Genomic DNA, 11,791 nt, shown 5'->3' with positions numbered 1-11,791 from the left:
CATGCTGTGTTCGGTAAGTACCCAATGAAAATTTCTACTGGCGTATCATTATTGAATGGCAGCTGATACTGATTTAGTATCCGCCTAGACCGCACAGTTGTAATATTCATGGGCTTAAAGGATTTCAATTTTTTGAAGTACAGCCTATACCCCCTTTAACGAAGTAAAAACGATCCGAATCCTCTTTCATTTCATCTGGGAATCGCTCAAAAAGCATGCCTTTGGTCAACTCATTGATTTTGTTTGCTTTTGAAATCCTGTTCTGATAGATAGGAGGGCGTCTTGCCAATTCTGATAGTCCTTCATTAAATGCTGCCTCTATGATACTAGCAAATACTGGAAGTTCTTCTGCCAGTTCAACTTCAAATACCTCTTGAACTGAACGTTGATGGCGCAGACTTGATGGTTGATTTGGCTCTTTGGAACTATCGTAGTCCCACTGTAAATTAGTGTCCATAAATGTGTATAGTTAAAGTTTTATGATAAGATGATTATAATCTGATAACAACACCTCGTCTGCCATTAGCAGTTATTTACTCTGCAAGTATAAATATTTTTTCGTTATAAGTTGTATATATTTATTCATTAAAAGTTGTATTATTTACAACAATCTGATTATGTGAACAGTAAGTTCAGGCGAAATTAGAATTATATTCCTAAATCCATGGTCTGCATTGACTCCTAATGTATTGTGTGGCATATGCCACCACTGTGACCTGAGTCTCCTCAAGTCCTGAAATATGATTTATTGGAGGTATATCATTCCACAGGGTACCTTATCTTTCGCAGTTGGACTGCTACTCGTTTGCCATCGTACTATGACGACTGTGCAAACTTGATTCGCCCAAAATGAAAACAGACAATTGATCAAAACAGAATAAAATGAGAAAGCTAATTGGAGCCATCAACATGACACTTGATGGGTTTTGCGACCATACCGCCATAACTCCTGACGAAGAAATACATCACCATTACGCAGATTTGTTAAGGAACGCAGGTACCATTCTGTACGGGCGGATAACCTACCAACTTATGCAATACTGGCAAACGGTGGTAGAAAACCCTACCGGCAACCAAACCATGGACGAATTTGCGTCGATCATGGACAACGTACCAAAAATGGTTTTTTCCCACACGCTGAAAGACGTAGCCTGGGAAAGTGCCACGTTGGCCAACCGTACCCTTGAAGCAGAAATTTCAGAACTCAAACAGCAAGCGGGTAAAAATATTTTTGTCGGCAGTCGGAGTTTAATCATACAGTTGATGAAACTCAATTTGCTGGATGAACTCCAACTTTGTGTTCACCCGGTCATAGCAGGCGGCGGGTTACCCTTATTCGAAAACATACATGACAGCACGATTCTTACCCTCATACGAACCCAAACCTTTACGGGTGGTGCCGTTATTCTATACTATAAGCCGACAAAAAATGATTGACCGATTGCGTGTACCAAACTTAGGATCAAGAAAAACCGTACACGGAATTCGTGACGGATGGTACCCTTTAAAATAACCCATCCTTGATGCGTTATTTCAGCCTGATGTATCTGATAACCGGAGGGTTGATTTGGATTATTTTTCAAGCGTAAGCAACTGCTGATTCCTGAATTCTGAAAAGTTCATACCCGCATGCAGTTTAAAAAAACGGCTGAAATGGGCCATACTCGTAAAACCAAGCTCACAGGCAATTTCTTTGGCCGATTTGTTGGTGAAATACAAATAACGCTTGGCCTCCGCGATAATCCTTCTTTGGATCAGCTTGGAGGGAGACGGATAATTGCATAACCCGAAGATATTGGTAAGCGTTTTGGGTGATTTGTTCATGGCCTGGGCATAAAACTGTACCTCGTGTTGCGAGCGATAATTGACTTCTACGAGCAGATTGAACTTACGGATTACATCCATTTTCTCTTCGGTGAAGCAGTCGTAATTTTCGGTTTGTCTTTTGGCAATCCGGGTTACTTTGATGATCAGCCGCTTCAAAAGTGTACGCAGCATTTCGCCCTGCATCTTGTCTTTGATCGACATATCTTCCACACACATGGTTTGAATAATGGAAAACCCTTCCATTTCCTGTTCTGACAGCGCAATAAAAAGCGGGTTCTGAATGCCGTAAAACAAAAAACCCACACACCCCACTTCCGCATCGTGATCGGCTATGCAGTAAAAGCTCCGGTTGAACTGCCAGGCAATCAAGCTTTGCGGATTGTCAAACAAAAAATGCTGGTTAGAAACAAGCGGCAGGATTGAACCCGAAGGAAAGGTATGCGTGATTTTATCGATTACAACCTGCTGATCCGGGCCCGGATTAAGGACAATGGTAGACAGTAATTCCTTACTTCCGTTCAGAAGGCCGTCGCCCTTCAGCGTGGTTTCGCCAACGCTCACCTTAAACTGCCCATTCGTCATCCGGTTTTCAAATTGCCACTTCATACTGTGTATGGGTTAAAAACCATACACCATGCATGAGCCTTTTTAAAGGGCCATGCATGGCTATGGGTTTTATGGGTTTCCTCGTTTATTGGATAGTCACTTTTATAAAATCAGTAATGGCTGGAAGCGTCGTGAACGGATTCGGATTAGGTACCGGCGCAATGGGCTTACTTTCGACCAGCGGGGTACCTGCCAAATTAAACTGTGTAATACCGGCTCCCGGGAACTGGTCCAGCGCCGTTCCGTCGTCATACAGCTTGATACTCGATGAAATGTCTCCTTTTTGCGTTGCATCTACCCCGTTATCTATATTGGTAAAAAACCAGTCATTGGAAAATCCGTACATGGTTGCAATGGCAAGGCGGTCGCCACTTTTAACCGAAAGCTCCTGGGACACGCTGCTGCCCGGTGCGCCGTTGATCTTCGGAAGCAGTACCGTGCTCGTTGGTGCGGCAAGAATATAGACGCTCTTAACCCCCGGTTTTGTTTTCAAAGAGGCAGCCAGGTCCGTCGCATTCCCCTGCTGGGCCAGTCTTTTAAGGCCTTCTCCCCGATCGTTTTCGCCCACTTTGAAAATCGGGTTATCGATGCCGTTGTATACGACGACCAGTATGGGCGAAAGCGGTGTAAAGATGCCCGTCTGGGAGGTAACGTAAGCACTCAGCGGCATATTATCCCCCATTTCAGCAATCGAGGTCAATCCGTTGGCGGTGGGCATACCTTCTGAATAGAGAGGGGCCGGGCTCAGTAAATTGCCCCCCACGATATAAGAAACCGACCATACCCCGGGACTGAAGGGTGTTTCGTTGGCCGTTCCGCCGGAAGTGTTCTTCAGCGTCAGGGTGAAGTACGAATTGCCATCATATTTCAAAGTCGCCTGCATCAGGGCCGAAGCTGCCAGATACGTATTACCCTGGGCGTCAGTACCCTTGACCTCCGTGATATTTTTCACCTCCGCGGTGCCCGGGTGGGTTACTGCCGCGCCGGGCATCTGGTTGATACGCGTACCATTGTCCCAAAGCCTGATCTGGGAAGAAACATCACCTTCTATAGGTACCCCTGCCCCGTCATACACCATAATACCCGGATTGGCGGGCGCGAAAAACAAGTCATTGGACCAGCCATACATGGTGGCAAAAGACAGTGCTTCCCCTTTTGCCGCTGAGAATTTGATCGTTACTGACTGCCCGGGAAGAATAACGGGCGGTGTACCTGTTCCCTGAAACGTTCCGGACTCAACCAGGGGCCGGGAATCCAACACATTTTCGATGCTGATCGTCGACTTCTGATCCATGATCACTGGGTCATGATCGGTACAGGCGAAAAAAAATACGGGCGATAAAGCCAAAACTGTCCGATAAAAAATCTGTGTGCGGTGTTTCATAATTGTCTCATAGTTTGCAGGAAACAACCCTGTTTCCTTGTAATGATTGTATGAAACAAATGTAGGCGGCCGGGAAATATGGATAAATGCCCGTATTTCCCGATTACTTGCCTATACCGCCCGACTTGGGGATGCAATGAATGTTTTATAGCAAAATAACAGCAGTTGCCTGTTTTTTTCCGGCCAAGGAGCAGCGCCCTCAAAAATGACGGCTTGGGTGAAAACATCAAATGTATCGTCGTGGCGTATTTCGGGTTGGTACCCTGGCCTGGAATATTTGTACATTCAAAATCCAATCGGTAGATTCAGGTATTGGTTGTACTTCCCTATTCTTTCTCTCACTCCCATGGATACGAATCCTGAACCCTTTGAGAGCCTGGATCTTGACCCGGAGGAGTTCCGGAAGCTGGGCTATCGCTCCGTCGACATGATCACGGACTACTATGCCTCGATTCGGGAATTGCCGGTGTTCCCAAACAGTACCTCCGTCGAAGTGGAGGAAGTCTTCAGAGAAAACCTTCCGGAAACAGGACAAGACCCGCAGCATATCCTGGACGAATGGCAATCGAAGGTGCTTCCCTATACGACGCACCTGGGTTCGCCGCGTTACTTTGGTTTTGTAAACGGGTCGGGCACGATGATAGGTACCCTGGCCGAGGCCCTGGCTGCCTCCGTGAACATGAACACCGGCGGCTGGAAACCCGCCCCGGCGGCTACCGAAATAGAACGTCAGACCATTGCCTGGATGGCCGAACTCATCCACTACCCGACCGACTGCGGCGGGCTGTTTACCAGTGGGGGTACCATGGCTAATTTCACCGCGCTCCAAACGGCCCTGCGGAATATCGCTCCCTATGACACGACAGTCAAAGGACTACAGAATAAAGCGTTTTCCGGTCGCTTCACCGTGTATATGTCCGATCACGAAGGGCATATTTCCATCGTCAGGGCGGCGGATCTTCTGAATTTGGGCCGGGAGTCCATCCGGCTGGTCAAAAGCCGGGAAGACTTTACCATGGACACGCAGGATCTGGAACAGAAACTGGATGAGGATATTGCCCAAGGCGATGTACCGTTTTGTGTGGTGGGGCAAGTAGGCTCTATCAACGTCGGGGCCATCGATCCGCTGGTCGAAATTGCCGAAATCTGTCGGCAAAGGGGCATTTGGTTTCACGCCGACGGGGCCTGTGGAGCCGTCGGGGCCATGCTGCCCGAAAAAAGACCCCAGTACCAGGGCCTTGAATTGGCCGACTCCGTCACGCTCGATCCGCACAAATGGCTGTATATTCCCTACGAATGCGGGTGCGTACTCGTGCGTTATCCCGAAAAACTCAGGCGGGCATTCTCCCTCACCGCACCCTACCTACGGGGCACGCTGCCCTCGGACTACACTGGCCTCTGGTACCTGGACTACGGTCCGCAAATGTCGCGCGGGTTTCGCGCCCTGAAAGTCTGGATGTCCCTCAAACACTACGGCGCCGAAGGATACAGGAATTTGCTGTCCCAAAACATACGGTGCGTGGAGTATCTGGATGCGTGTGTCCGTCGGGATAAAGACTTTGAACCCCTGCACAAACCGAACCTGCTCATGTACTGTTTTCGGTATGCTCCCCGGGATTTGCGTCAGCGATGGGACGATCCCGAAACACTAAACGACTACCTGGACCAACTCAACCAGCAAATAGCCGACGAAATTCAACGCAGTGGGGTTGCCTTTATCATGACGAGCCGGATCCGGGGGCGGGTGATCATCCGGCTGTCGGTCTGCTCCCACCGAACGACACCGGAAGACATCGATATCGTGCTTGCGAAGCTGAAAGAGATCGGGGAAAAGCTCATTCGTATGTAAAACGTAAGCTGTCTGCCTCAACGCCAACTTATATCCTTGTTGTCGGGTGTTTCCACCCGACAGCACACCAATAACTTTGTCGTGGTCTCGACCCACGATCTGGAACTGGCGGAGTACCTGAAAACTTCCTTCGGGCTGTACCACTTTACGGAAGTTATCGAGAACGATCAGATCACATTCGATTATAAGCTGAAACCCGGCAGCCTCACCACCACCAATGCCATTCGAATTCTGGCATTGAATGGGTACCCAGACGAATTGGTTGAGGAAGCTTTCCGCTTGTCGGAAGAAATTAAAAGAGAGAAGGAGCGGAAATTTCACCAGTAGTAAACATAGGCCAGAATCCCGCAAATTCCATTCTGCGAGAAAATGTTCGGGGGGTACCTTCGGCAGAGAGCCGAGCGACTGCGGGGTACAACTAGGGCTTACATTATCAATATAATTTCTCTAAAAAATCTGCGAAACTATCAGCAATCAGATATAGATTATCCCAGGTAAGGTTTCCATTTTCGTCCTTGTTTTCTACTTCATGATCATAGAAATAAACCTTTCCATAATCATTGCCTTGATTTACATTTAGACAAACATAGTTGCCACCAGCGTCATGTCCTATAGGAATAATATGACGTATAAACCTATCTGTATAATTATCAACTAAGTAGTCTAAATTTGAAAAACGAGGTTTAACATCTAAGCCATGAAAAACATCCAAAATATCTATCCCTTGGGAATCACTAATATTAAACTTATCTCTTGTTGGATAACCACCGTTATAGTTTTTTAAAAAACTGAAATAATCATCAGGGAGCTTAAATTTATTCTTTTCTTCAAATGCAATAATTCTAGGGGTGAAAATCATGTCAAATTTTTTCAGAAATTCCATAGTATTTAATTATTCGTCTAGTGATATGTTGTTTTTATAAACCCCTATTCCTCCGGTGTGTTTTACCTGATCATGAATATCAGTAGGAATTAATACCATTGTTTTTGTATCCTCTACATGATGCCATGTTATTTTGTTTTCATCTCTATATCTAAAATTAGAGTTGTTGCACTGAATTAATAAAAGTCAAAATACTATAAATCAGTAAGTTAAATAGATGCCAATGAGTTCGATAGACTGGAAATTTCTGTCAAACTGACCTGATAACCGACTAAATGTGCTTCATGGTCTCTACTACGTATTTTTTGAGATCGGCAAATAGGTGCGGATTTTATTTAACTACCTTATAATCAGCAATGCAACAAGTCTATTAATACCCATTTCAGCATCTGCCGCCCTAAAATTTGCATTCCTATTACCCTTTGTTTGTATAGTTACTTTTACTCCGCACAACGAGGGGTTATCCTTGGTTTACTGACAATTACCCATAGACATAATGATAAATTTGGGTATTGTTGTTTCCCCAATCGATCAGCAGTTCGGTTAAGCTTTGATGATCTAGATTTTCAATAAATATTGAGGGAAGTATCAATGCCTTTACTTCCGAATTTGAGAATGACAAAATATGAGAATTCACACTAAAAAACTCAAATAATTTGGCATCTCGTAGGTTTTCAGCCAGCTTATCATATCTATTATCATTTGGATGCAAGCCTTCCTCCTTCTCCAGATAATAAACCGTATTGTTAGACTCAAAAATCAAATAAGCTGCTTTCTTTCTTACAAAATAACCTCCTGCATGGTATTCAATCGAACTACCAATGTAACTCTTGAAAATTTTATTAATAACCCTTTGCTCTAAATTCATGACATTTTATTTAGAAAATGTCCTAAATCGAATCCCTGGCCTAAAAGACTCAGGCATTAAAACACGCTTCATTGGAGAAATACGGTCTCAGGGTACTTTGTCGCTCTTAGCTAAGGCTGTTTCTCCCTCATCGTAAACTTATATCCTCGTTGTCGGTGGAAACACCCGACAACACACCGATCATTTGCCAGGATTAATGGGCAGTCTTTGCTGTGGAGCGCTTGAAGAGTTTCTGGGCCAGGGCTACCAATTGGGCGATGATGGCCCCCAACACGATACCGCCCAGCGCAAGCACCAGCACTTTCACCAGCCACGCGACGGCAGGTACCCCTCCCAAGGCATGTTCCAGGGCTTCTAATGGATGGTGCAGAAAGGGTAAGCCATGGGCAATGATTTCGGCCCCTACCCAGAGCATGGCCGCCGTACCTATATAACCCAATATAATCAGAAACCGGGGCATCGACTTCACAATACCCCGCCCGATCTTTTGGATCGTCGGGTTGGCACTTTCCCGGGCCAGGTGCACGCCAATGTCATCAGCTTTTACGATCAGGGCCACAAAGCCATACACCGCAACAGTGATAAAGATAGCCACCACAAACATCACCAGGATTTGGTTGACCAACGGACTTTCGGTCACGGTGGAATAAGCAATGGCCATGATTTCGGCGGAAAGGATAAAGTCGGTGCGCACGGCACTGCCTACCCGCTCTTTTTCGAGTTCTTCCGGGGTAATCACTTTCATGGCCTCGGTGGGCTGATCGTCCGGGGCGTGGGCGGATTTACTAAAAATGGAATGGATTTTCTCATAGCCCTCAAAGCACAGGTAGGCCCCACCTACCATGAGCACGTACGGTATCGCCCACGGCGCAAAGTACCCGAGCAGCAGGGCGGCCGGTCCTAAATAAATCACTTTGTTGATGATTGATTTTTTACCAATCTGGTAGATGATGGACAGCTCGCGCTTCGGATCGAGGCCCACCACGTACTTTGGCGTGACGGCCGTATCATCGATCACAATGCCGGAAATCTTGCCTGTGGTTTTAGCTACCTGCGTGGGAACGTCATCGAGGCTTGCCGCACTGACTTTTACCAGCGCCGCCACATCATCTAAAAGTGCCAGAAGTCCTGATGCCATGAATAAGGGATTGGATTATGGATAAAGTTAAGTTCATGTTGCCTCTTCTCAAACTCTTGTGCCAGATGGAGCCGGGGTGCCTTTCCCGGCAGCAACTTTACGGTTCAGGGCATACGTCATGTAGACCTTGGCCAGCAGCACTACGCCCAGAAAGCCCGGTAAGAACGCATAGCCAAGGTAGGAGGCCAGTTTTCCAAAAAGCAGTGGCATGAGGGTGATTCCCACGTAGGCACTGGCCATTTGCAAACCCATGATGGCTTGTGAGTGCTTTTCACCAAAATTGCGCGGAGTCTCGTGCAGCAGGCTGGGAAAAATGGGGGCGCACCCCAGTCCGACCAGAAAAAAGCCCGGCCAAACGGTCGCGTTCACCGGTAGGAACAGGAAGAGCACGCCCAGCAAGATAAGCCCTTGCCCCAGATACACCAGTTGCTGATTCGTGAGCCGGGCGGTTAGGAAGCCGGCTACAAACCGGCCCAGCGTAATGCCGATAAAATAAGTGGAAACTAAGGTAGCTGCTTTTTCGGGTTCATACTGCCGGACGAGCACCAGATAACTTGCTCCCCACAGGCCGAAGGTAGCCTCGATGGTGCAGTAGAGAAAGAAGACCAGGAGGACCTGTCTGAGGCCGGGAATAGCCAGTAGTTTGATAAAAGAAAGCTTTGCCTCGTCTTCTGCCTGCTCCGCTTCCGGCTTTTTGATCCAGTAGGGAATGGAGAAGAACAGCACCGCCACCAGGCCAATCTGAATCCAGCCGACGGTGTTGTAGCCCATGGTCCAGGATTCGCCCCGGGCGAGGTACTTCGCCATGATGAACGGACCGATGGCCGCCCCTACGCCCCAGAAACAGTGTAGCCAGTTCATGTGCCGGGCCTGGTAGTGCAGGGCTACGTAGTTGTTGAGGGCGGCATCCACACAGCCCGCCCCCAGTCCGAGGGGAATGGCCAGAAGGCACAGAAAAAGGAAGCTACTTGAATACGAAAACCCCAACAAGGCCAGGGCCGTGAGCAGTACACTGAGAGTCGTGATGGTGGCTACCCCAAACCGCTGGATGAGTCGGGCGCTGAAGAGGCTGGACAGGACAGTACCTGCGGCTACGACCATCGAAATAACACCCGCGAAATGAACAGGTACCCCGAGGCTCCGGTACATAGTAGGCCAGGCTGGCCCCAGCAACGAATCAGGAAGTCCCAGGCTTATGAAAGCCAGGTAGATGATGATCAGAAGTAGACTCCTATGCAATGGCAGACCAGTTTAGTGACCGCACAAGATACGCAGGGATTTGATTTTAAAGTCTCAACCTTTTTAAACTTACATTACTCCATCGGGTAGTACAGACCATGTGAATACATATAACAACCTGGTTTTTATGGGATAGGATTGAATCATCAAATTGGCGGTAGCGCGGGAGATCTTTGAAAATCCATTTGCGATTAGAAATATGGTATCGCCTACTTTCTTTTTTACTTAAAGAGCCAGACTAACCTTCTTCCACAACCGATGAATACCGCCCTATGGATAGTACAGTGCTTTCTGGCCGTCGTCTTTCTGGCGACAGGTCTGATCAAACTCTTGCAACCCTCAGACAAAGTGTATCAATTGGTACCCAGAGCGTTTCCCTTGCCCTTCATTCGGATATTGGCCGGACTGGAAGTAGCCGGAGCCGTGGTAATGATGGTGCTACTGCTCACGGGTACCTGGCCGATGCTAACGGGCATCATAGCAGTCTGCATGAGTATCGTGCTACTAGGTGCGGGCGTGATTCATACCAGACGACGTGAGTGGTCGAAGCTACCCTTTATCAGTTTTTTATGGATTGGGGCTCTGTTCATTGCCTATTATCATTTTTTTTAGCCCCGCTTGCAAAGTAGAACGAGCGTAGGGGTAGGTTACGCTGAGCAACGCGGTTTAACATTGGATTAGCCTGGGATTAGGACGTTTGGAAACTACTCGGCAAACCTTTAACTTGCTTCCAAACAAATAAGATATGCGCTTTCCCTACATTACCTCCGACGCCGCTATTTTGGGTGGGAAACCCATTATCAAAAATACCAGAATCAGCGTTGAGTTTATTCTTGAACTGATTGCTTCGGGCGGTTCCGTCAGCCAGATTGCCGAAAGCTACCCCCACCTATCAGTTGAAGCCATCCAACAGGCCATTTCTTTTGCCGCTTATAATCTGCGCAACGATGCCTTTTACGAAATGACCCCAGCGATGTGAGGCTCTCTGAATTTAGGTTTCTTACCGATGCACACTTTCCAAATCCAGGATCTGTAAAATCACCTCGGCCGGAGTCGTCTCAGCCCTTCAAACGTGCTATATTTGAGAAATATAGCCTAGGGTACCCTATATCTTCAACGGGGCACAGTTTTTTATTATTCCTTACTACCCTACCAACTTCCTGTTACTGAACTACTACTTAGTATTGGCCCATGTAGGTAGAAGGGGTTTATTGGTACCGTCCCTAACTGATTTGCGCGATGAAAGAAAACGAAGAAATCATCCCTGAACACTATACGGGCAGGACTATTGATACTACCCGTTCCCTTGAACTCGCTAGTAACGAGGAAGCCCGAATCTTTTTTGAAGTAGTCAAAGCGCGGCTTTTGGAGGTGAATTCATGGGGAAAGATAGCGGGCGTAGCAACAGCCGACTTTCAGGTGGTCGATCGGGATGGAAAGGAAGTAAACCGACCGGTCAGGGAAGGTGATTACTTCAAAATCGATGTACCCGGACCTGGCTCCCTGGATGGGGAAGGTCACGATTGGGTGCAGGTTGAGGAATTAAAATTGCTTTCCGGCGCAGATGAGGAAAGTTTAGGAATTCGGGTAAGGCCCAGTGCGAATCCTCAAAGCACGGATAAGAACATAGCCCACTTTTATTCCAGAGAATCCACGAGCATTTTTATGGTAACCCGGCAAGGAAAAAAAATTACGGCCGGGGTTTACGATAGAAACACCAAGCCCAATATGGAAATGCAGAATCCGGTAGATAAAGTACGCCATTGGGTGGTAGGTACCTCCGCTGTGGTCTGGTTCTCGAAATTCCAGTGGCATCAATTAGTAAAGGGATTGCTGGATCAATCCATGTAACGTCAGCGGTACCTTGCAGTTGATTTCCCTAAAAGCCCAAGGTACCTTACCTGCTCCGGGTACTGTCGCCCTATTGGCCAGGCACCCTGGATTCCTGATACTGATACACCCCTAACCTACTCTTGATCAGAAAGAAAAAGTTGGTT

The 11,791-nt window shown here is 47.3% G+C and carries 14 protein-coding genes; 6 read left to right on the top strand and 8 right to left on the bottom strand.

Annotation, left to right across the window (positions count from 1 at the left end):
* Positions 1-124 precede the first annotated feature (124 nt).
* Positions 125-457, bottom strand: a complete 333-nt coding sequence (locus tag GBK04_RS21805; protein WP_152763370.1) for a hypothetical protein — start codon at positions 455-457, stop codon at positions 125-127.
* A 425-nt stretch (positions 458-882) separates the two neighbouring features.
* Between GBK04_RS21805 and GBK04_RS21800 the strand changes: the two genes are divergently transcribed.
* Positions 883-1,437 (top strand): dihydrofolate reductase family protein, encoded by a 555-nt coding sequence (locus GBK04_RS21800; RefSeq protein WP_152763369.1) that lies wholly within the window; start codon positions 883-885, stop codon positions 1,435-1,437.
* Positions 1,438-1,572: 135 nt separating this feature from the next.
* Here the strand turns inward: GBK04_RS21800 and GBK04_RS21795 are convergent, their stop codons facing one another.
* Together GBK04_RS21795 and GBK04_RS21790 are read right to left on the bottom strand one after the other, a co-directional pair.
* Positions 1,573-2,433: a helix-turn-helix domain-containing protein gene (locus GBK04_RS21795; protein ID WP_152763368.1), complete on the bottom strand. Its 861-nt coding sequence runs from the start codon at positions 2,431-2,433 to the stop codon at positions 1,573-1,575.
* An 85-nt stretch (positions 2,434-2,518) separates the two neighbouring features.
* Entirely contained in the window at positions 2,519-3,817 is a 1,299-nt protein-coding gene (locus GBK04_RS21790) for a spondin domain-containing protein (protein ID WP_152763366.1), read from the bottom strand.
* 346 nt (positions 3,818-4,163) lie between these two features.
* Between GBK04_RS21790 and GBK04_RS21785 the strand changes: the two genes are divergently transcribed.
* Together GBK04_RS21785 and GBK04_RS21780 are read left to right on the top strand one after the other, a co-directional pair.
* On the top strand, positions 4,164-5,666 hold the full coding sequence (locus GBK04_RS21785) for a pyridoxal phosphate-dependent decarboxylase family protein (protein WP_152763364.1): 1,503 nt from the start codon (positions 4,164-4,166) through the stop codon (positions 5,664-5,666).
* A 36-nt stretch (positions 5,667-5,702) separates the two neighbouring features.
* Positions 5,703-5,993: a P-loop NTPase family protein gene (locus GBK04_RS21780; RefSeq protein ID WP_152763362.1), complete on the top strand. Its 291-nt coding sequence runs from the start codon at positions 5,703-5,705 to the stop codon at positions 5,991-5,993.
* Between the two features lie 106 nt (positions 5,994-6,099).
* Here GBK04_RS21780 and GBK04_RS21775 read toward each other — a convergent pair whose 3' ends face one another.
* The 5 genes from GBK04_RS21775 to GBK04_RS21755 all read right to left on the bottom strand — a co-directional run bounded on the left by GBK04_RS21775 (position 6,100) and on the right by GBK04_RS21755 (position 9,794).
* Positions 6,100-6,549, bottom strand: coding sequence for an SMI1/KNR4 family protein (locus GBK04_RS21775; protein ID WP_152763360.1), 450 nt, complete (start codon positions 6,547-6,549; stop codon positions 6,100-6,102).
* A 9-nt stretch (positions 6,550-6,558) separates the two neighbouring features.
* Entirely contained in the window at positions 6,559-6,726 is a 168-nt protein-coding gene (locus tag GBK04_RS21770) for an HNH endonuclease (RefSeq protein WP_373331476.1), read from the bottom strand.
* A gap of 304 nt (positions 6,727-7,030) precedes the next feature.
* Positions 7,031-7,417, bottom strand: coding sequence for a hypothetical protein (locus GBK04_RS21765; protein WP_152763358.1), 387 nt, complete (start codon positions 7,415-7,417; stop codon positions 7,031-7,033).
* Between the two features lie 193 nt (positions 7,418-7,610).
* Positions 7,611-8,555: a DUF808 domain-containing protein gene (locus GBK04_RS21760; RefSeq protein WP_152763356.1), complete on the bottom strand. Its 945-nt coding sequence runs from the start codon at positions 8,553-8,555 to the stop codon at positions 7,611-7,613.
* A gap of 48 nt (positions 8,556-8,603) precedes the next feature.
* Positions 8,604-9,794 carry an MFS transporter gene (locus GBK04_RS21755; RefSeq protein ID WP_152763354.1) on the bottom strand — a complete coding sequence of 397 codons (1,191 nt, stop codon included), beginning with the start codon at positions 9,792-9,794 and terminating at the stop codon, positions 8,604-8,606.
* Positions 9,795-10,052: 258 nt separating this feature from the next.
* Here GBK04_RS21755 and GBK04_RS21750 point away from each other — a divergent pair, with 258 nt between their 5' ends.
* The 3 genes from GBK04_RS21750 to GBK04_RS21740 all read left to right on the top strand — a co-directional run bounded on the left by GBK04_RS21750 (position 10,053) and on the right by GBK04_RS21740 (position 11,645).
* Positions 10,053-10,406, top strand: a complete 354-nt coding sequence (locus GBK04_RS21750; RefSeq protein ID WP_152763352.1) for a DoxX family protein — start codon at positions 10,053-10,055, stop codon at positions 10,404-10,406.
* A gap of 133 nt (positions 10,407-10,539) precedes the next feature.
* Positions 10,540-10,773, top strand: coding sequence for a DUF433 domain-containing protein (locus GBK04_RS21745; protein WP_152763350.1), 234 nt, complete (start codon positions 10,540-10,542; stop codon positions 10,771-10,773).
* A gap of 260 nt (positions 10,774-11,033) precedes the next feature.
* Complete coding sequence (locus GBK04_RS21740; protein ID WP_152763348.1) at positions 11,034-11,645, top strand: hypothetical protein; 612 nt, start codon at positions 11,034-11,036, stop codon at positions 11,643-11,645.
* Positions 11,646-11,791: the final 146 nt, after the last annotated feature.

Source organism: Salmonirosea aquatica, assembly GCF_009296315.1.
In the GTDB taxonomy this organism is placed as follows: domain Bacteria; phylum Bacteroidota; class Bacteroidia; order Cytophagales; family Spirosomataceae; genus Salmonirosea; species Salmonirosea aquatica.
Note: the sequence above shows the minus strand (reverse complement) of the source record. Positions and strands in the feature narration are given on the sequence as shown.

Excerpts from the sequence above, each read along its gene's own strand:
- GBK04_RS21805 (WP_152763370.1), bottom strand. The coding sequence starts at position 457 with ATGGACACTAATTTACAGTGGGACTACGATAGTTCCAAAGAGCCAAAT.
- GBK04_RS21800 (WP_152763369.1), top strand. The coding sequence starts at position 883 with ATGAGAAAGCTAATTGGAGCCATCAACATGACACTTGATGGGTTTTGC.
- GBK04_RS21795 (WP_152763368.1), bottom strand. The coding sequence starts at position 2,433 with ATGAAGTGGCAATTTGAAAACCGGATGACGAATGGGCAGTTTAAGGTG.
- GBK04_RS21790 (WP_152763366.1), bottom strand. The coding sequence starts at position 3,817 with ATGAAACACCGCACACAGATTTTTTATCGGACAGTTTTGGCTTTATCG.
- GBK04_RS21785 (WP_152763364.1), top strand. The coding sequence starts at position 4,164 with ATGGATACGAATCCTGAACCCTTTGAGAGCCTGGATCTTGACCCGGAG.
- GBK04_RS21775 (WP_152763360.1), bottom strand. The coding sequence starts at position 6,549 with ATGGAATTTCTGAAAAAATTTGACATGATTTTCACCCCTAGAATTATT.
- GBK04_RS21765 (WP_152763358.1), bottom strand. The coding sequence starts at position 7,417 with ATGAATTTAGAGCAAAGGGTTATTAATAAAATTTTCAAGAGTTACATT.
- GBK04_RS21760 (WP_152763356.1), bottom strand. The coding sequence starts at position 8,555 with ATGGCATCAGGACTTCTGGCACTTTTAGATGATGTGGCGGCGCTGGTA.
- GBK04_RS21750 (WP_152763352.1), top strand. The coding sequence starts at position 10,053 with ATGAATACCGCCCTATGGATAGTACAGTGCTTTCTGGCCGTCGTCTTT.
- GBK04_RS21745 (WP_152763350.1), top strand. The coding sequence starts at position 10,540 with ATGCGCTTTCCCTACATTACCTCCGACGCCGCTATTTTGGGTGGGAAA.
- GBK04_RS21740 (WP_152763348.1), top strand. The coding sequence starts at position 11,034 with ATGAAAGAAAACGAAGAAATCATCCCTGAACACTATACGGGCAGGACT.